The organism is Chryseobacterium antibioticum, from assembly GCF_012927325.1.
GTDB classification, from domain to species: domain Bacteria; phylum Bacteroidota; class Bacteroidia; order Flavobacteriales; family Weeksellaceae; genus Chryseobacterium; species Chryseobacterium antibioticum.
Genome location: NZ_JABBGI010000015.1, coordinates 48,754 through 68,263 on the forward strand (window position 1 = coordinate 48,754; position 19,510 = coordinate 68,263).

Annotated in this window: 18 protein-coding genes; 16 read left to right on the forward strand and 2 right to left on the reverse strand. The window is 37.5% G+C overall.

Annotated elements, in window-relative coordinates; translation table 11 throughout:
- The first annotated feature begins 23 nt into the window (after nt 1-23).
- The 16 genes from nuoD to HHL23_RS12925 all read left to right on the forward strand — a co-directional run bounded on the left by nuoD (nt 24) and on the right by HHL23_RS12925 (nt 17,268).
- Nucleotides 24-1,247, forward strand: coding sequence for an NADH dehydrogenase (quinone) subunit D (nuoD, locus tag HHL23_RS12850; protein ID WP_169235193.1), 1,224 nt, complete (start codon nt 24-26; stop codon nt 1,245-1,247).
- A 128-nt stretch (nt 1,248-1,375) separates the two neighbouring features.
- Entirely contained in the window at nt 1,376-1,885 is a 510-nt protein-coding gene (locus HHL23_RS12855) for an NADH-quinone oxidoreductase subunit NuoE family protein (RefSeq protein WP_169235194.1), read from the forward strand.
- Nucleotides 1,886-1,972: 87 nt separating this feature from the next.
- Nucleotides 1,973-3,331 carry an NADH-quinone oxidoreductase subunit NuoF gene (gene nuoF, locus HHL23_RS12860; RefSeq protein WP_169235195.1) on the forward strand — a complete coding sequence of 453 codons (1,359 nt, stop codon included), beginning with the start codon at nt 1,973-1,975 and terminating at the stop codon, nt 3,329-3,331.
- Between the two features lies 1 nt (nt 3,332).
- On the forward strand, nt 3,333-4,259 hold the full coding sequence (locus HHL23_RS12865; RefSeq protein ID WP_185194873.1) for a hypothetical protein: 927 nt from the start codon (nt 3,333-3,335) through the stop codon (nt 4,257-4,259).
- 2 nt (nt 4,260-4,261) lie between these two features.
- The gene (locus HHL23_RS12870; protein WP_169235196.1) at nt 4,262-5,263 is read left to right on the forward strand and encodes an ATP-dependent nuclease; all 1,002 of its coding nucleotides are present in this window, start codon (nt 4,262-4,264) and stop codon (nt 5,261-5,263) included.
- Nucleotides 5,264-5,265: 2 nt separating this feature from the next.
- Entirely contained in the window at nt 5,266-5,808 is a 543-nt protein-coding gene (locus HHL23_RS12875) for a hypothetical protein (RefSeq protein WP_169235197.1), read from the forward strand.
- A gap of 27 nt (nt 5,809-5,835) precedes the next feature.
- Nucleotides 5,836-6,834 carry a 2Fe-2S iron-sulfur cluster-binding protein gene (locus tag HHL23_RS12880; RefSeq protein ID WP_169235198.1) on the forward strand — a complete coding sequence of 333 codons (999 nt, stop codon included), beginning with the start codon at nt 5,836-5,838 and terminating at the stop codon, nt 6,832-6,834.
- 82 nt (nt 6,835-6,916) lie between these two features.
- Nucleotides 6,917-7,981, forward strand: a complete 1,065-nt coding sequence (nuoH, locus tag HHL23_RS12885) for an NADH-quinone oxidoreductase subunit NuoH (protein ID WP_169235199.1) — start codon at nt 6,917-6,919, stop codon at nt 7,979-7,981.
- A gap of 112 nt (nt 7,982-8,093) precedes the next feature.
- Entirely contained in the window at nt 8,094-8,651 is a 558-nt protein-coding gene (locus tag HHL23_RS12890; protein ID WP_073331953.1) for a NuoI/complex I 23 kDa subunit family protein, read from the forward strand.
- On the forward strand, nt 8,651-9,148 hold the full coding sequence (locus HHL23_RS12895) for an NADH-quinone oxidoreductase subunit J family protein (protein ID WP_169235200.1): 498 nt from the start codon (nt 8,651-8,653) through the stop codon (nt 9,146-9,148). Before HHL23_RS12890 ends, HHL23_RS12895 begins: the two co-directional genes overlap by 1 nt.
- Nucleotides 9,149-9,152: 4 nt before the next feature.
- A complete protein-coding gene (nuoK, locus tag HHL23_RS12900) occupies nt 9,153-9,482 on the forward strand; it encodes an NADH-quinone oxidoreductase subunit NuoK (protein WP_034703571.1) in 330 nt (109 codons plus the stop codon).
- A gap of 3 nt (nt 9,483-9,485) precedes the next feature.
- The gene (nuoL, locus tag HHL23_RS12905; protein WP_169235201.1) at nt 9,486-11,399 is read left to right on the forward strand and encodes an NADH-quinone oxidoreductase subunit L; all 1,914 of its coding nucleotides are present in this window, start codon (nt 9,486-9,488) and stop codon (nt 11,397-11,399) included.
- On the forward strand, nt 11,399-12,892 hold the full coding sequence (locus HHL23_RS12910; protein ID WP_169235202.1) for a complex I subunit 4 family protein: 1,494 nt from the start codon (nt 11,399-11,401) through the stop codon (nt 12,890-12,892). The genes nuoL and HHL23_RS12910 overlap by 1 nt, the downstream gene beginning before the upstream one ends.
- Nucleotides 12,893-13,050: 158 nt before the next feature.
- Entirely contained in the window at nt 13,051-14,436 is a 1,386-nt protein-coding gene (locus HHL23_RS12915) for an NADH-quinone oxidoreductase subunit N (protein WP_169235203.1), read from the forward strand.
- Nucleotides 14,437-14,585: 149 nt separating this feature from the next.
- On the forward strand, nt 14,586-14,837 hold the full coding sequence (locus tag HHL23_RS12920; protein WP_169235204.1) for a hypothetical protein: 252 nt from the start codon (nt 14,586-14,588) through the stop codon (nt 14,835-14,837).
- Between the two features lie 127 nt (nt 14,838-14,964).
- A complete protein-coding gene (locus HHL23_RS12925) occupies nt 14,965-17,268 on the forward strand; it encodes a GAF domain-containing protein (protein ID WP_169235205.1) in 2,304 nt (767 codons plus the stop codon).
- 100 nt (nt 17,269-17,368) lie between these two features.
- Here the strand turns inward: HHL23_RS12925 and HHL23_RS12930 are convergent, their stop codons facing one another.
- Together HHL23_RS12930 and HHL23_RS12935 are read right to left on the reverse strand one after the other, a co-directional pair.
- Entirely contained in the window at nt 17,369-18,292 is a 924-nt protein-coding gene (locus HHL23_RS12930) for a bestrophin family protein (RefSeq protein ID WP_169235206.1), read from the reverse strand.
- An 18-nt stretch (nt 18,293-18,310) separates the two neighbouring features.
- Nucleotides 18,311-19,492 (reverse strand): Pycsar system effector family protein, encoded by a 1,182-nt coding sequence (locus tag HHL23_RS12935; RefSeq protein ID WP_169235207.1) that lies wholly within the window; start codon nt 19,490-19,492, stop codon nt 18,311-18,313.
- Between the last annotated feature and the right edge of the window lie 18 nt (nt 19,493-19,510).

Genomic DNA, 19,510 nt, shown 5'->3' on the forward strand with positions numbered 1-19,510 from the left:
CCTATCAATATCAATTATATATTATGAAAGATAACTCATTATCTAATATACTTAACCAATACGAAAGTAAGGAGCAAATTGACGGGCAGCTGTATACCCTCAATTTAGGACCTACCCACCCTGCCACACACGGAATCTTCCAAAACATCTTAACGATGGATGGAGAAAGGATTCTTCATGCGGAACAGACGGTAGGATACATCCACAGAGCATTTGAAAAAATTTCTGAAAAAAGGAATTATGCTCAGATCACTACCCTTACCGACCGTATGAATTACTGTTCTGCACCTATCAACAATCTGGGTTGGCACATGACAGTAGAAAAGCTGATCGGGGTGCAAGTTCCAAAGCGTGTAGATTATATGCGTGTTATTTTGATGGAATTGGCCAGAATCGGTGATCACCTGATCTGTAACGGAGTAACCGGAATGGATGCAGGAGCTATTACAGGTCTTACCTATATGTTCATCGAAAGAGAGCGTATTTATGATATGTACGAGCAGATTTGCGGGGCAAGGATGACCACCAATATGGGAAGAATCGGAGGTTTTGAAAGAGATTTCACCCCGAAATTCCATGAGCTATTACAAGACTTCTTAAAAACCTTCCCGGCAAGATTTAAAGAATTCGGTACCCTGTTGGAAAGAAACAGAATTTTCATGGACAGAACCATCGGAGCAGGAGCTATTTCTGCTGAAAGAGCATTAAGCTATGGTTTTACAGGTCCAAACCTACGTGCAGCAGGAGTAGATTATGACGTGAGAGTGGCACAGCCTTATTCTTCTTACGAAGATTTCGACTTCATCATTCCGGTAGGAACTGCAGGTGATACGTACGACCGTTTCATGGTTCGTCAGCAGGAAATCTGGGAATCCCTTAAAATTATCAAACAAGCATACGAAAACCTTCCTGAAGGACCATTCCACGCGGATGTTCCTGATTTCTATCTTCCTGAAAAGGCAGATGTTTACAAGAAAATGGAAGCTTTGATCTACCATTTCAAAATCGTAATGGGAGAAACGGATGTGCCTAAAGGAGAAGTTTACCACGCAGTAGAAGGTGGAAACGGAGAATTAGGATTCTATTTGGTGAGCGACGGAGGAAGAAGCCCTTACAGACTTCACTTCAGAAGACCATGCTTCATCTATTACCAGGCATATCCTGAAATGATCACAGGTTCTGTGATTTCAGATGCGATCGTAACGATGTGTAGTATGAATATTATTGCGGGAGAATTAGACGCATAATACAGTAGACAAAAAGATAAAAGAAGAAAGATAAAAGACTTTCTTCAACCCAATATAAATACGAATTTAGAATAACGGACTTCAGAATCTTTTTTCTTTGTTCTTTACTCTTTAATCTTAGATAAAAAATGAGCGAAACAATAGCTTTTAAACCGGAAAGTTTAGCACAGGTACATAAAATTATCGCAAGGTATCCTGAAGGAAGACAAAAATCTGCTCTTCTTCCTGTCCTACACTTAGCACAGAAAGAATTCGGAGGATGGTTAGACGTTCCTGTAATGGATTATGTTGCTGAATTATTAAGTATTAAGCCAATTGAAGTATATGAAGTAGCTACTTTTTATACCATGTTCAATATGAAGCCGGTTGGTAAATATGTTTTGGAAGTATGCAGAACCGGACCTTGTATGGTTTGCGGAAGCGAGAAAATTCTTGATCATATCAGAACCAAACTGAACATTAAGGACGGAGAAACTACCGAAGACGGTATGTTTACTTTAAAGCCTGCTGAATGTCTTGGAGCATGCGGATACGCACCCATGTTGCAGCTTGGAAAATTCTTTCATGAAAATTTAACAATAGAGAAAGTTGACGAAATTCTGGATCTTTGTAGAGAAGGACAGGTTGATTTGGGCTAAATAAATTTTAAATTAATTAAAAAAGGCGCAAAGCTGTCACACTGAGCTTGTCGAAGTGTAAAAGCCATCCGCTAAAAGCATATAAAAATGAGTAAAAAACTTTTACTTAAAGACGCACATATAGAAGGTATTCGCTACTTTGAAACTTACCGTAAACAGGGAGGTTATACTGCAGCTGAAAAAGCCTTGAAAATGACACCTGACGAAATTCTTGAAGAAGTAAAAGCTTCAGGACTTCGTGGACGTGGTGGAGCAGGATTCCCGACAGGGATGAAATGGAGCTTTCTGGCAAAACCGGAAGGTGTACCAAGACACCTTGTAGTGAATGCTGATGAATCTGAGCCTGGAACTTTTAAAGACAGGTATCTGATGGAATTCCTTCCTCATTTACTGATTGAAGGAATGCTTATTTCATCTTTTACTTTAGGTTCAAATGTTTCTTATATCTATATCCGTGGAGAATACTCATGGATTCCAGATATTTTGGAAGAAGCTATTGAAGAAGCTAAAGCAGCAGGATTTTTAGGTAAAAATATTTTAGGAACCGGTTTCGATTGTGAAATTTATGTTCAGAGAGGAGGAGGAGCTTATATCTGTGGTGAAGAAACTGCATTGCTTGAATCCCTTGAAGGTAAAAGAGGAAATCCAAGATTAAAACCGCCATTCCCGGCTGTAAAAGGACTTTGGGAAAGACCAACGGTGGTAAACAACGTGGAATCTATCGCAGCCATCGTTCCGATCATTGATATCACTGGAGCTGAATACGCTAAAATCGGGGTAGGAAGATCTACAGGAACGAAATTGATTTCGGCTTGTGGAAACATCAACAAACCCGGAGTTTACGAAATTGATATGACCATCACTGTTGAAGAATTTATCTATTCTGATGAATACTGCGGTGGTATTGCCAACGGGAAGAAGCTGAAGGCTTGTATTCCTGGAGGAAGCTCCGTTCCGATTGTTCCCGCCAATTTATTATTGAGAACCGTAAACGGAGAACCTAGATACATGAACTATGAATCATTAGCTGATGGAGGTTTTGCTACCGGAACGATGATGGGTTCAGGAGGTTTCATTGTTTTAGATGAAGACCAGTGTATCGTGGAACATACAATGACTTTGGCGAGATTTTATCACCACGAAAGTTGTGGGCAGTGTACGCCTTGCCGTGAAGGAACGGGATGGATGCATAAAATCTTGAAGAAGATAGAAAAAGGAGAAGGAAAAATGGAAGATATCGATCTACTTTGGGATATCCAGAGAAAAATCGAAGGAAATACCATTTGTCCTCTAGGTGATGCGGCAGCTTGGCCTGTAGCAGCAGCAATTCGTCACTTTAGAGACGAGTTTGAATGGCATGTGAAAAACCCTGAATTATCTCAGACACAAAATTATGGATTGGCACATTATGCAGATCCTATTCCTGCTGTTGAAAAAAATGCTTAGAATGAAAAAGTTATTGGTAGTTGGCTTAATGATGTCGAATTTTTTATTTGCACAGGTAGCTAAAAATAAAAATGATACTTTATCTTATAAAGAGTCTGCTGGTTATATACCTCTTAAATTTAAGGAGGTTAAAGTAGAAACCACATCTTATAAAGCTGAAAAAAAGGAAAAACCTTTACCATTAAGCAAAAAAGGTCAGGTGTTTGTTTTTTACGGATGGAACAGAGGTGCTTTCAGCAATTCTGATATCCATTTCACAGGAAACGGCTACGATTTTCAGTTGAATAATGTACAGGCAAGAGATAAACCTACCAAATTTGGAATCGTTTATATTGATCCAAGCTGGTTTACCGTAACGCAGTATAACTTCAGACTGGGATATTTTATAAAAGATAACTTAGCCCTAGTTTTAGGAATCGATCATATGAAATATGTGATGAAACAGGACCAGACGGTTGATTTTTCAGGAACAATTTCAGATCCTAAATATGCAGGGATGGTACAGAACGGACAGGTGAATTTAGCAGATACCCAGTTCCTTACTTTTGAACATACAGACGGACTTAATTATGAAAATTTAGGTCTTGAGAAATACAAAAATCTTATTCATAAAAAAAATATAGATTTAGTATGGTCTTATGGAGCCGGAATCGGGGTGATGTTTCCTAAAAGTAATATCAAACTTTTTGGAAATGAAAGAAGCGACCGTTTTCACGTTGCAGGGATGGGAACCGACGTTAGAACCAGCCTTAACATGGTTTTCTGGAAAAACTGGATGATAAGAGCAGAAGCTAAAGCCGGATACATCAATATGTGGGATATTAAGACTACATTGAATAATAAACCGGATAAAGCGCGTCAGGATTTTGTTTTCGGACAGGTCCTTGCTGGAATCGGGTATACATTTAACACGAAGAAGTATAATTAGAAGTGAATCAACATATTCAAAATATTGAAATTTCCAATTTCAAATCTATAAAAGATTTGAAAATTGACGGTTGCAAAAAAATAAATATTTTTGCAGGAAAGCCTAATGCTGGGAAGAGTAATATTTTGGAGGCTGTAGGTAGTTATCAACTTTTGAAAAATCAAAGTCATAAAAAATCAATTGATTTAATTAATACTTTAAAAGATTTTACACGATTTGAAGATTTACAAGATATTTTTTTTGAAAATAATATTTTTGATGAAATTTCAATAGGTATTAATCAAATTGAATTAAATTTTGATTATCCCGATTTATCTGAAGATGATTTACACGAAATAACCATTAATTCTGCAATAGAAAAAAAAGGTGACGATTTAATAAATCATATCAAATATTCTGAACATATTAAATATTATAAATTTAAGTTATCGAGTTATAAAAAAAATAACTATTTAAAATATTTAGACTATCCATATGGTGAAAATATTGCATCAATAATTTCTCAGTATTCTGAAATAAGAATTTTTGTTAATAAATTTTTAGCACTTAATAATCTTAAATTATTAATTGAAAAGAATTCAAATGAACTAAAAATTTTTAAAGAATATGAAGACGGAACTGTATTTACCCTTCCATACAATATGATTGCAGATACACTTCAAAGACTTATTTTCTATAAAACGGCAATTATGAGCAATCAAAATTCTGTTTTATTATTTGAAGAGCCAGAAGCACATTGTTTTGAGCCGTATATTTTAGAATTTACTAATGAAGTAAAGTACAATGAAAACAACAATCAGTTTTTCATGGTCACTCATAGTGATTTTATTATTCAAGAATTTCTGAGAGATGAGGAAAGTAGAAACAATTTGCAAATTTATTTAGTTAATAATGTTGATGGAAAGACAGAAGTAAAAAAATTAGATAAAGAAAGTAATGATGATGTCTATGAATACGGGATGAATGTATTTTTTAACTTCGACAGCCTTTGGGAAAATAATTAATCATGGAAAGGGTTGTTGCTGTTGAATGTTTTGCAGATAAATATTTTTTTGGAAAGCTATTACAAAATGAAAAACGCATCCGAAAAGAAAAAAATAAAAATGAGGTTATAAAGGCTTTTGAGAGAGTAAGAGGAGAATTTCTTATCGGCATTGTAGATGAAGACAGAAAAGATTTATTACTTAATCCTAATTTAAAAAACTTCGAGAAAATTAAAGACGGAAACAGTTTTAAAATTTATAAGGAGAAAACAAAATATCAGTTTATTTTTGCACTTTGTCCTAAAGCTTTTGAAGATTGGATTTACCAGTTTTTAAAAGTTCAAAACAAAGTTTTAAGTGAATTTGATTATATTGATTTTGAATCATTCAAGAAAGAAACTAAAAGTGAACAAATAGATAAGGAAAGTAAGTATAAAAATCTGGTTAAACATATTATTAAAACGTATCCAGATTTTGATAATCATATCAAAGAATTTAAAATTCACATTGATTATCTTCTTACCGAAACTTATAATTTTAATTTAGAGAGATTTAAAAATTTATAGAGCTTTATTAAGCGAAAAGCATAGAATATGAGCGAAGAGGTTAAAAAATTCAAAATAACTATAGACGGACAGACTACTGAAGTTTTGCCTGGAACTTCTATTTTGGAAGCTGCCAGACAAATCGGTGGAAAATCTGTACCTCCTGCAATGTGCTACTACAGCAAATTGGAAACCAGTGGAGGGAGATGTAGAACTTGCTTAGTCGAAGTTTCAAAAGGATCAGAAGCAGATCCTCGCCCTATGCCAAAGTTAGTTGCTAGTTGCAGAACTAACGTAATGGACGGTATGGAAGTGAAAAACCTTTCGTCTGAAAAAGCTCAGGAAGGAAGAAAAGCTGTTACCGAATTCTTATTGGTGAATCATCCGCTGGATTGCCCAGTTTGCGACCAGGCCGGGGAATGTCACCTTCAGGATCTTGGATATGAGCATGGAAACCTTGAAACCAGAACAGAATTTGAAAGAAATACGTACGAAGCAGACGATCTTGGTCCGAATATCAAGTTGAATATGAACCGTTGTATTCTTTGTGCAAGATGCGTACTGACAGCCAATCAGCTGACAGATTCAAGAGAGCACGGAATTCTTTTCAGAGGAGATCACGCTGAAATTTCTACTTATTTAAATAAAGCTTTGGATAATGACTTCATCGGAAACATTATTGATGTTTGCCCGGTGGGAGCATTAACAGACAGAACCTCCCGTTTTGCAAGCAGAGTTTGGTTTACAAAACCAATGAATGCCTCTTGTAAATGCGGAAAATGTTCAGGAAAAGCCGTAGTTTGGATGAAGGGTGATGAAATTGTAAGAGTCACTGCAAGAAAAGACCAGTGGGGTGAAGTTGAAGAGTTCATCTGCGATACGTGTCGTTTCGAAAGAAAAGAATTGTCCGACTGGAATATTGAAGGTCCTAGACATATCGACAGACATTCAGTGATTTCATTGAACCACTACGAAAAACCTAAGGATGAGCTAAGAGTATTAGACAATCCTATGGCGAAAGAAATCAGTGAAAAAGACGAAAAATAATTAATAAGATATCAGATTTCAGACATTAGACAACAGACTTTCTAATTTCTAACCTCCAATATCTAACATCTATAAAAATAAAATGGATTTACTAACATTTAAACTTATACTTGTACTGGCACTTTTCCTGCTGTCTTTGACGATAGCGGCCTACTCTACCTGGGCAGAAAGAAAAGTGGCCTCAATCATGCAGGATAGAATTGGTCCCAACAGAGCCGGACCTTTCGGGTTACTGCAGCCTCTGGCCGATGGTGGAAAGTTTTTCTTTAAGGAAGATTTTACCCCTGCCAATGCTGAAAAGTTTCTTTTCGTATTGGGACCGGCTTTGGTAATGTTTATTTCATTGATCACAGGAGCGGTTATTCCTTGGGGTAAAACCTTGAATTTCGGTGGAGTTTCTTATGATTTACAGGTAGCAAATATTGATGTTGGAGTACTTTTCATCATCGGAATGGCTTCCATTGGCGTATACGGAATCATGATCGGAGGTTGGGCTTCGAACAACAAATATTCATTATTAGGTGCTATCCGTGCTTCTTCACAGATGATCTCTTACGAATTGGCGATGGGATTAGCATTGCTTTCTATCATTATGATGACGGGAAGTTTGGATTTAAAAGAAATTACTGAAAGTCAAACAGGTGGAAAATTATGGGGAGTGATTCCTTGGATTTCCGGGATGAACTGGAATATTTTCTACCAACCTATTGCTTTCCTTGTATTTTTTGTAGCTGCTTTGGCAGAAACCAACAGACACCCTTTCGATTTACCGGAGTGTGAATCTGAACTGGTAACAGGATACTCTACGGAATATTCTTCCATGAAACTAGGATTATATATGTTCGGTGAATACGTGAACATGTTTATCTCTAATGCTTTCATGGTCGTTCTTTTCTTCGGTGGTTACAACTATCCTGGAATTGAATGGGTAACTCAACACTGGGGTGAAAACGCTGCAGGAATTTTGAGTATCGTAGCATTCTTAACAAAAACGGTAATCGGAATTCTGATCTTTATGTGGATCAGATGGACGCTTCCAAGATTTAGATATGACCAATTGATGCACTTAGGATGGAAAACTCTGATCCCAATGGCATTAGTAAACCTATTGATTACAGGTGCTGTGATTTTAGCATTTGCCAACTAGAATAATTTAAAAATGAGATGATGTGATGATGTGATAATATGGTGATGCGGGAAATAAACACCCACTTCCATCTTCTAACATCTAACGTCTAACATCTAACATCCATAATTAAATGAAACTTACAAACAGATCAAAAGTTGTTTCCAATAAAGAAATGACCCTTGCTGAAAAAATCTACCTTCCTGCTATTTTTACCGGGATGGGGATTACATTTAAGCATGCTGTAAGAACCGTGATAAAAGGTGCTCCGGCAGTATATTCATATCCGGAAGTACAGAAACCAAGAGCTTCCATCTGGAGAGGTCATCACGTTCTGAAAAGAGACGAAGAAGGCAGAGAAAGATGTACAGCCTGTGGACTTTGTGCCGTGGCCTGTCCTGCTGAAGCCATTACGATGACTGCCGCAGAAAGAACGAAGGAGGAAAAAGGTCTTTACAGAGAAGAAAAATATGCATCGGTATATGAAATCAATATGCTGAGATGTATTTTCTGTGGGATGTGTGAAGAAGCGTGTCCGAAATCGGCCATTTATCTTACAGACAGATTAGTGGATGTAGAAACCAACAGAGGCTCTTTCATCTATGGAAAAGATAAATTGGTTGAAAAAATAAATGAAAGGATTGATATTACGACAAGACAATCCGAGAAACAAAAAAATGCGGTAAAATAATGGATCAGTTTTTATTTTTCTTGGTAGCGTTTTTAGCAGTAGCTAGTGCAGTGTATTTTGTATTTGCAAGAAATCCTCTCTATGCTATTTTGTCATTAATTGTTACGATGTTTTCAATTGCAGGAATGTACATTCTTCTGAATGCACAGTTCCTTGCCATCATTCAGATCATAGTGTATGCGGGAGCCATCATGGTATTATTCCTTTATATCCTGATGATGCTTAACCTTAATAAACAAGACGAAAGTAAGAAGAACAATACTTTAAAATTTGTTGGAGTTTTTACAGCCGGTCTTTTATTAATTGGAGTTTTAGGCGTATTCAGAGGAGTAACCGATAACCACATTGTATTGGAAAATGTAGACAAAGGGGTGGGTCTTACTAAAAATCTGGGCAGACTTTTGTTTAATCAATATGTTTTACCGTTTGAGCTTGCATCCATCCTAATTTTGGCAGGTATTGTAGGTGCGGTATTAATCGGTAAAAAAGATTTATAAAATTATGGGAGAAGTAAATACATTTATACAAAGCGTCCCTCTTAACTATTTCATCATTCTTTCTTCAGTCTTGTTCTGTCTGGGAGTATTGGGAGTATTGTTGAGAAAAAACGCTATTGTTATTTTGGGCTGTGTAGAGCTTATGCTAAATTCTGTAAACCTTTTATTGGCTGCTTTTTCAGCATACAAAGGAAATGGAGACGGGCAGCTTTTAGTTTTCTTCATTATGGTGGTAGCCGCCGCTGAAGTAGCGGTAGGTCTGGCAATTATTGCTATGCTATATAGAAATACCCGTTCTGTGGATGTAAGTATATTTAATAAATTAAGAGGATAAGGAATGGAAAATTTAGTGTATGCAATAGTACTTTTACCACTATTAGGGTTTCTTATTAACGGTTTATTCGGGAAAAATCTTCCAAAAATATTCGTAGGCTCCCTGGCTACAGCAATGGTTTTCGGATCTTTCTGTATCGCAGTAAGTCTTTTCATGAAATTTGATTCTGAAAGTCAACCTGTCATTGTAAAAGCTTTTGAGTGGTTTACAGTAAACGGGATCCAGATCAACGTAGGATTTCAGATTGATCAGCTTTCATTAATGATGGTCATGATCATTACAGGTATCGGTTCTCTGATTCATTTATACTCTATCGGATATATGAGCCACGACAAGGGTTTCTATAAGTTCTTTACTTATCTGAATCTTTTCATCTTCTCTATGTTACTTCTGGTAATGGGAAGCAACTACCTGATCCTGTTCATCGGATGGGAAGGTGTAGGTCTTTGTTCTTACCTGCTGATCGGATTCTGGTATACCAATGAAGAATACGGGAAAGCAGCAAGAAAAGCTTTCATCATGAACAGAATTGGTGACCTTGCCTTATTGATCGGGATCTTCATGATCGCTTCTCAGACCAATGCAGTAGATTACCTTACCGTAGCACAGAACGCTTCAAAATTTGAATTAGACGGAACAGTAATTATCTTTATTACCGCCAGTTTATTTATCGGTGCTACCGGTAAATCGGCTCAGGTTCCTTTATATACATGGTTACCGGATGCGATGGCCGGTCCTACTCCGGTTTCAGCGTTAATCCACGCGGCAACGATGGTAACAGCCGGGATCTATTTGGTAGTAAGATCAAACTTCTTATTTACTTTGGCTCCTACGGTTCAGGGAGGAATTTTATTCATAGGATTCTTAACGGCTGCTTTGGCAGGATTCTATGCACTTCGTCAGAACGACATCAAAAAAGTGTTGGCTTACTCTACCGTTTCTCAGCTTGGATTTATGTTCATTGCTTTAGGATTGGGAGCGTATACAACAGCGATGTTCCACGTAATGACTCACGCATTCTTTAAGGCATTATTATTCTTAGGGGCAGGTTCTGTGATCCACGCGATGAGCAACGAGCAGGATATGCGTTTCATGGGAGGTCTGAAAAAATACATCCCGATTACACACGCTACTTTCCTTATCGGAACACTGGCGATCTCAGGTTTCCCTCTATTATCAGGGATGATCTCCAAAGACGAAATTTTAGTAGCAGCTTTCGCTAAAAACCCAATGTACTGGGTAATCTTATTTGTTTTAGCGGCAATGACTGCCACCTATATGTTCAGACTGTACTACCTGACATTCCACGGAGAGTTCAGAGGTACGGAAGATCAAAAACATCACTTACACGAAAGCCCATCCAGCATGACGCTTCCGCTAATCGTTCTGGCAATCCTTTCGGTGCTTGGAGGTTTCATTAACCTTCCTCACTTTATCGGACATGGCCATTATGCTAAATTGATGGAATGGTTGAAACCTGTTCTTACCGAGCAGAGCTACAAACAAATGGAAGCTACTCTTTCGGGAGTTCCGTTTGGTACTGAAATGATATTATTAGCAGCCACAGTGCTGATGTTCTTCTCCGTATGGTTTATTGTAAAAAATACCTACGTGAAGAAGAAAAAGATGGCTCTGGCAGAAGAAAGCTATACCGGATGGGAAAAGCTTTCTGCTAAAAAACTATATGTAGACGAACTTTACAATGCATTGATTGTAAAAACTGTTGAAGGATTAGGACGCGGAGGAAAGATGTTTGATAAAGGGATCTTAGACCGTTTTGTAGACTTTGTAGGCGAAGGCGCTGAAGACAGCGGAAAAGCGATGAAGCGTATACAGAACGGAAATGTAGAGACTTATATTCTTATCATGTCTTTAGCAGTGGGAATTATACTGATTGTTAACTTTATATTACAATAATGTCTGGTTTATTATTAACATTATTACTATTACCTCTAGTAGGTTCGGGATTAGTTTTTGCTTGGAAAAATAAATCCAGCAAATATTTGGCGCTAGGAATTGCATTGATCCAAATGCTTATTACTTTCTACATCGCAGCGGATTTTGATTTTAATCCCACGGTAGACAGTGTATTGCAGCACGAGATCAATTATCCTTGGTCACAATTTATTAAAAGCTCTCTTCATTTCGGAATAGATGGAATGAGTCTGCTTCTATTATTGTTGACCAATATTTTAACGCCAATTATTATTTTATCATCTTTCAACGAAAATGTAAACTATAGAAATACATTCTACGGTCTGATCCTGCTGATGCAGTTTGGTCTTGTAGGCGTGTTCACTTCTTTAGATGGATTATTATTCTACATTTTCTGGGAAGTAACCCTGATTCCGATCTGGTTCATCGCCGGACTTTGGGGCCAGGAAAATAAAAGATTTGAATTCACCACGAAATTCTTCGTCTATACATTCGTTGGGTCATTATTTATGTTAGCCGGATTGATCTATGTGTACAACCACTCCGCATCTTTCGCTTTAACAGATCTATACAACGCTCAGCTTAACGAAGCACAACAGACGGTGGTATTCTGGTTTATCTTCTTTGCATTTGCAGTGAAATTACCGGTATTCCCTTTCCATACTTGGCAACCGGACACCTATACCTACTCTCCTACTCAGGGATCCATGCTATTATCAGGGATCATGCTGAAGATGGCGATCTATGGTGTTATCCGTTACCTTCTTCCGATCACTCCGCTTCCTATTGCGGGAATTTCAGGACAGATCGTGATTATTCTTGCTATTGTAGGAATTGTTCACGGAGCGCTTATCGCGATTATCCAGACCGATATGAAGAGAATCATAGCGTATTCTTCTTTCTCTCACGTAGGATTAATGGTGGCAGGGATTTTCTCTTCTGCAGTGATCACTTTAAGAGGAACATTCAACATTGAAGGAGCTGAAGGAGCGTTGGTACAGACGTTTGCCCACGGTATCAACGTAGTGGGGTTATTCTACTGTTGTGATATTTTATACAAGAGATTTAAATCAAGAGACATCAGACAAATGGGAGGTTTAGCGAAAGTGGCTCCTAAATTTGCAGTGTTGTTCCTGATCATTATATTAGGTTCAATGGGAGTTCCATTAACCAATGGATTCATCGGAGAATTTATTTTGCTGAAATCTGTATATGACTTCAATGGATTGGCAGCAGTAATCGCTGGTCTTACCGTCATTCTTTGTGCCGTTTACCTGTTGAGATTCTACGGAAAAGCAATGTTTGGTGAAGGAAACGAAGCCGTTTTAAGTACAGCAAAAGATTTATCCACTGTGGAATTCTCTGTATTGGCAAGTTTAGCGGTTTTCGTGATCTTGCTGGGGATATTCCCTCAGCCGGTAATCGATATGGTGAATAGTTCGCTGACGTTTATCTATACAGCGATGGCCAGCTAAGAAATTAAAAGATTTAAAAATTAAAAAATTAAGAGATTAGAGAAGAGTAAAAGAAAAGAGACAAGGAGATTAGAGACAGGAGATTATTCCACCGACTTTAAACTTTAAACCTTGAACTTTACACTCTAACTTAAAATCTCACATCTCAAATCTATATTATGAGTGTTTTAATTATTGTTTTCCTAACGGCAGTTATTGCGTTATTTTCAGGAGTTTTTGAACAAGGAAAATTCGCAAGATACATTGGGATTTTAGGATTGATCATCGCATTATACGTAAGTTTCTTACCTGAATGTGCTTTCTTTGAAAAGTACAGACACATGTATGAATATACTGCAAATACTGCGTTATTCACCAAAATATCTATTGTAACAACCTTATTGTTATTCTTCCTTGGAGGTTTTGCGTTCAGCAACCACAGAAGCCACCAGTCGGAATTATATGCACTGATGCTTTTTGCATTATGCGGAGGGATCGTCCTTTTTGGATTCCAGAATCTGGTAACCCTTTTCTTAGGGGTAGAAATTCTTTCCATTCCGTTGTATGTCATGGCAGGTGCCAACAAAACTGATTTAAGATCAAACGAAGCTTCGATCAAATATTTCCTGATGGGTGCTTTTGCGACAGGTTTCTTACTTTTCGGTATTGCATTTATCTACGGAAGCAGCGGAAGTTTTGACTTGTATAAAATCCAGGATTTCGGAGTTAAAAATCCTAAAGATGTCATGTTCATTTTAGGCGTTCTGCTTATTCTTTGTGCACTGGCATTCAAAGTAGCATTAGCTCCTTTCCACATGTGGAGTCCGGATGTATATGCGGGTTCCCCTTCACTGATCACAGCATTTATGGCGAGTGTGGTAAAGATCTCAGGATTCTATGCCTTATTCAGATTAATGACCATCGGGTTTGGAGGAGTTACTGAACAATGGATTAATGTTTTTGGAGTATTCCTGATCATCACATTACTTTTAGCCAATGTTATGGGTCTTGCCCAGACCAACGCCAAAAGAATGCTGGCTTACTCTTCCGTTTCTCATGCAGGATACATCGGATTGGTATTCTTCGGAATGACAAGCCTTTCTACCTATAATTTAGGATTCTATTTATTCGCTTATTCGTTATCTACAGTGGGTGTTTTCATGTGTCTTATTTATGTGGAAAAACTGAAGAGAGAAACTTCTTTCGGAGCTTTCAAAGGTTTGGCAAAATCAGAACCTCTACTGGCTACAGTTGCAGCCATCTCTATGCTTTCAATGGCAGGAGTTCCGTTAACAGCCGGTTTCATGGGGAAATTTGCTTTATTCTCTCAGGCGATGAATTCTAAGCACGGAGTTTTCTTAGTATTGGTAGCTGTTTTAGGTTCTGCAGTATCTATTGCCTATTATTTAAGACTGATCATTTCTATGTTCTTCTTCAAAGATTCTACATTCAAATCTTCAGAAAAAGTAACCCTTACGTACAATATTGTAGCGGTATTTGTAATCGCATCTATTATTCTATTGGGTGTTTTCCCTGATCTGTTTGCAAGACAGTTCGGATTGTAAGATCTCAATATCAAAATATACAAAAGCACAACTTTTCAGTTGTGCTTTTTTTGTGGCTGCCGAGTATTCTGAAAAACTTTCCATTAGAAACACAGAGTTTTTATATTAAATATCCCGGAAAACAGCTAAATTTGAATAACCTTGATCACATGAAAAAATTCATTATAACCTTATTGACTGCGGTATCCATTTCTGCCATGGTTTTGTATATAAACAAAGACAAAACAGATACAGCCAATTACAGTATGCTGGTCGCAGTTATCACCTTAATATTTAGTGTTCCGCTAATGAAATTTCTATTTCCGGTAACCAAAGAATTAAAGATCAGAACATCAGAATTTTATCCCCATCTTTTTCATAAAACTGCAGATTTTTTTAAAAAGAAAAGCAGTAACAGATAATGTGTTATCTATTTCCGAATTTTGTTTAAGAAAAAGAAGTAAAGCTATCCGAAAAGATAGTTTTCACCAATTGACGCAACGTTCGGAAGTGCCCTTTTTTTCATAACTTTACTTTAAATTACAGCTCTTGGCCAATCTTTATAAAAAAGACGCTCCCTTTCAGGTTCTTATATCGTTCAAAAAATATTTGGATGTGCTGGAACATATCCGTTATAACGACCGTTTGGAGTATCGGGTTAATTATGCTGAATCTTTAATTGAAAGAACAAAAAAATTTCCTGAGCTAAGAGATGGATTCCTGGATGAAGCCCTTCTCGAAAAGCATGAAGACCTCATCAGGCAAATTCTTGCAGACCTCTTCCCTACCGGTCTTACACACAATGAAATCAAAGCGGCCAGTATTCCGCTTTCCAAAACCACTTTCAACTATACCGAAAGATTTAAGGGTATACTTAAAGATGCCGGAAAAGATTTTGAAATAGAGCTGAGGAATATCGGGGACGATGAATTTTACGTATTCTGCTGCTGTCTTATCCTTCAGAGTTATTTCAAAAGAGATATCAAAAGTACCATGCCTCTTTATTATGATATCCCAAACAGGCTGGGAATCATGAAACATTATAAAATTACGGTCAATTCAGATTTTACAGAGATTTATCCTACTGAAGAAGCAAAAATTCCAACAGATGATGTGCTGGATATGCTGCTGGAAAACCTGGACGATTTTAAACTCTGGAAAAAGTTTTTCCCTTCAAAATCATGGGTACTAAAAGGGTTTACAATCATTTCCCTGGTAGACTGCACTTCAGAAGTAGCCCTGTCCGACCTTAAATCGAGTATGATAGAAATTGATCCGGAGGATTTGAGCCCGGATGAAAATCTTGTGGAAATTTTCAAGTCTTATTTCGATGTCCCGGAGCTTAATTTCGGATTAATGTTATTTGATCAAAAAGATCAGAAACTAGGCAAACTTCCGATCTACGAAAATGTTTTCACCCATCATGTTTTAGATTTCTGGATCAATGCATTTGATGAAGAAACCCGAAAAAGTACTTTTACCAATTTAAATCACAATTCCAAACCGATTGTCATCTCGAATGTCGACAATCTGGATGACAACATCAAAGAACTCCCTTCTTTTAATATTCTTAGGGATAACAATATCAACAGCTTCATGGTGATTCCCATCATGAAAGACAATAATCTTCTGGCTATCATGGAATTTACATCTCCACAGGCCAACAGTTTCAACGGATTAAAGCTGAAAAAAATGGAGTTTTTCACCGATATGATTCTCTTCTCTCTGAACAGGTTCAGTTATGAAAAAAACTATCAGATAGAGGCTATTATCCAGCGTGAATACACCTCTATTCACGACAGTGTTGTGTGGAAATTCAGGAATGAAGCCGAAAAATATTTCAATGCTTCACTGGGGAAAAAAATGTATACACTGAAGCAGATCTCATTTAAAAACCTGACTCCACTGTTTGGGTTCTCTGATATCCGCTCTTCTTCAGAAAAACGTTTCAACCTGATGCTTGAAGACCTCAACCAACAGATTGAAAGCCTTCAGGAGATTTTCGCAATGATCAATTCTGAGTCAGAGAAATATTTCATGGCTCTGGATGCTTTTGAAAATGAACTGAACAACGAGATCAGAGCCGATACCGAGCAGCGCCTCCAAAGATTCCTTAGGGAAGAGGCCCATCCTTATCTGCAGGGAAAACTGGAACTGAAAACCGACAGAGAAATAAAGACGAAGATCAAAGATTATTTTGTACAGGTCTTTACACAAACCAATTTATTTTACGCCAACAGAAAAAGCCTGGATGATTCTATAACACTGGTTAACAGAAAGCTGGCAGACATGCTGGATGAAGGCCAGGTAAAAGCCCAACAGATTTTTCCGCATTATTATGAAAGGTTTAAATCTGATGGTGTAGAGCATAACCTGTACATCGGGCACAATATTGCTCCGGATCTTAATTATACTTCAAAAGAAGTTCATAAATTAAGATACTGGCAGCTGAAAACCATGTGCAATATGGAGCGTGAATTTCAAAATTTTAAAAGAGATCTTCCCATCCAATTGGATATTGCGTCGCTCATCTTTGTTTACAATGAAAAAATAGACATCCGCTTCAGAATGGATGAAAAACGCTTCGATGTAGATGGCGCTTACAATTCTTATTACGAAATCATAAAAAAACGTCTGGACAAAGCCCACGTTAAAGACTCTTCAGAAAGAATAACCTGTCCCGGAAAAATCACCATTGTCTACTTCGGCATGGAGAATCAGAAAGAATATCTGGAATACATCAGTAAGCTTCAGAAAAAAGAAATTCTTCAGAATGATGTAGAGTTTCTAAAAGTTGAAGATCTGCAGGGAATCACAGGATTGCTGGCGTTGAGGATTTCTTTGGCTAGCTAACGAAGTTATCTGTGGAAGTTTAAAACATTCATGAAACTGATTTTAATTGTTTTCCTGAATTTAATACCTTCATCTTCTATCTTCGAACAAACAGCTCAGCTTAATCTATAAAATAAGAATCCGGCTTTTTAAGCTCATCCTGTGGTATGCCCGCCTGTTCAAAAATAGAATATTCAATGGTTCTGCATATACTGTTCAGGGCAAGATCATTTTCCTCTTCCCCAAACGGCTCTCCAATCTCCTGGATAATAGCATCCAGTGCAATGAATGTATAGCTGATTAAAAGAACGATCAAAGGCATCATCCAGCCCAGACTGTCCACCAACCCAAAAGGCAGCCAGAAACAGTACAGATACACCGTACGGTGAAGCAAAACGCTATAGGCAAAAGGCAGCGGCGTATTATAAATCCTCTCACATCCTCCCGAAATATTGGAGAACTGATTCAGCTGATGGTCCATAGAGGTCATCACAATGGTGTCAATATTTCCTTTCCGCTGTTGTTCATTCAGCCAGTCTGCAATAAAGCCCAGAATAATGCTAGGAATAAATTTTTTACCCTTCAGCTGTTCTGTCTGTTCCGGAGAAAGAAGCCTTATTAAATGTTCTGTCCCGGATTTATCCCTCAACTGATAATTCAGAGACCAGCAGAATGCTGATATTAATTGGATGATCTTTTCTTTTTCTTCTTGTGCTCCCGGTGACGGATCATTCACCAGTGAAAGAATTTGTCTTGTAAAAGACCTGGTTTCAATGACCAATGATCCCCAGAGCTTACGACCTTCCCAAAAACGGTCATAACTTGCAGAATTACAGAATCCCATGAAAATAGCCAGCGCGAGACCAAGCAAGGTAAAAATGGTAGGATTAAGATGTACTTTATAATCGAAGATCTTTCCTTTAAAAAAATAGATGGACAGTGAAAATAATAAAATAACACTCAGCTGGACAACAATTTTCTTCAACACGGAACCTCTCCATATAAACAACATTTTCAGCCAATTGGTCCGCTGTCTGATAATCATCTGTATTTATTTTTTTAATTAAAGGGAAAGAAAAGCATAGGCAAAAGAAAGTACGGAAATAATAATTCCAGCCATAAAAATCTTATATGTTATCGATAAAAGCTTGTATTTTCTATCCAGAACTTTTCCAAGGAAGTAAAGATCTTTCACCATAGAATCGTAGATATAATCCCTGTCCTTGATGAGATCTTTCATCGCATCGTGAAAATCATTGAACATCATTTGGTGAAAATTTCCGAAAAACAGAAGATTCACTTTTCTGTCTGTGATATCCTGAGCGGAAAAATTAGTCTTTGTGACATTAGGCTTAGTAGATAATATCGCAAATATAATGGTCAAAACACTTGAAAGCAACAATACAAAGCTTGGAATAATCAGGTGAGCATTCTTAGGGGTATCCAGTTTTGGAACCAGTACAGAAAGACAGACTGAAATAATGATTGCATTGACCGAAAGAAGAATATTCGCCTTGCTGTCTGCAATATCACTCAATCTTGTATGATTATTCAGAGTAACTCTGAACAGGGTATCAACGCTACGGTCAGATTTTGCCTCTTTAGGTTCCTTTTTACTCTCTGAACTTTCCTTTTTTTCCTCTTTTTTATCCTCCTCTTTTTCCAGTTTCTTTTCTATTTTCTTGATGTTTTTCTTTTTCAGAGGCTCCCAGTTTTCCCTGGCATATTCTGTATAGTAATGATGCTTATTTTTCAGCATATCAAGGTTTCCGGCATTCCATTCTTCATTGGAGAAGCATCTTACGTTGGTAAGCTCCCACTCTTTTCTCAGTGCATCTGAGATATCGTTATAATCATGGCTCGCAAAGTGGCTGCAGTCTGCATCTTTCACGATCTTCTCCAGAAGATTCTGCGGTTCGTAGCTGATCTTTGTCGCCAGAATTAATCGGGATACATCTTCGATATAATTTTCAGGATAGTTTTCCTGCTTCAGAAAACCGGCAAGAATGCTCACCCCTTTTTCTTCATGGTTCTGGGCGCACTCTACATAGCCCGTATCATGGAACCACAGCGCAAGCAGAACCTTTTCCTGGTCCTCTTTGGACACGGGCGTACTTCGCATGATCTCCTCGGCCTTATTTACAGTGTAGGTCGTGTGAATAAAATTATGATAAAAGTATACAGAAGATAACTTATCTTTGAATAAGATTTCGACATAATCTTTAGCTTTGTGTAAAATGCTCATTCCTGATTTTTTGTTAAT

Coding starts and splice junctions, on each gene's coding strand:
- nuoD (WP_169235193.1), top strand. CDS start 24: ATGAAAGATAACTCATTATCTAATATACTTAACCAATACGAAAGTAAG.
- HHL23_RS12855 (WP_169235194.1), top strand. CDS start 1,376: ATGAGCGAAACAATAGCTTTTAAACCGGAAAGTTTAGCACAGGTACAT.
- nuoF (WP_169235195.1), top strand. CDS start 1,973: ATGAGTAAAAAACTTTTACTTAAAGACGCACATATAGAAGGTATTCGC.
- HHL23_RS12865 (WP_185194873.1), top strand. CDS start 3,333: ATGAAAAAGTTATTGGTAGTTGGCTTAATGATGTCGAATTTTTTATTT.
- HHL23_RS12875 (WP_169235197.1), top strand. CDS start 5,266: ATGGAAAGGGTTGTTGCTGTTGAATGTTTTGCAGATAAATATTTTTTT.
- HHL23_RS12880 (WP_169235198.1), top strand. CDS start 5,836: ATGAGCGAAGAGGTTAAAAAATTCAAAATAACTATAGACGGACAGACT.
- nuoH (WP_169235199.1), top strand. CDS start 6,917: ATGGATTTACTAACATTTAAACTTATACTTGTACTGGCACTTTTCCTG.
- HHL23_RS12890 (WP_073331953.1), top strand. CDS start 8,094: ATGAAACTTACAAACAGATCAAAAGTTGTTTCCAATAAAGAAATGACC.
- HHL23_RS12895 (WP_169235200.1), top strand. CDS start 8,651: ATGGATCAGTTTTTATTTTTCTTGGTAGCGTTTTTAGCAGTAGCTAGT.
- nuoK (WP_034703571.1), top strand. CDS start 9,153: ATGGGAGAAGTAAATACATTTATACAAAGCGTCCCTCTTAACTATTTC.
- nuoL (WP_169235201.1), top strand. CDS start 9,486: ATGGAAAATTTAGTGTATGCAATAGTACTTTTACCACTATTAGGGTTT.
- HHL23_RS12910 (WP_169235202.1), top strand. CDS start 11,399: ATGTCTGGTTTATTATTAACATTATTACTATTACCTCTAGTAGGTTCG.
- HHL23_RS12915 (WP_169235203.1), top strand. CDS start 13,051: ATGAGTGTTTTAATTATTGTTTTCCTAACGGCAGTTATTGCGTTATTT.
- HHL23_RS12920 (WP_169235204.1), top strand. CDS start 14,586: ATGAAAAAATTCATTATAACCTTATTGACTGCGGTATCCATTTCTGCC.
- HHL23_RS12930 (WP_169235206.1), bottom strand. CDS start 18,292: ATGATTATCAGACAGCGGACCAATTGGCTGAAAATGTTGTTTATATGG.
- HHL23_RS12935 (WP_169235207.1), bottom strand. CDS start 19,492: ATGAGCATTTTACACAAAGCTAAAGATTATGTCGAAATCTTATTCAAA.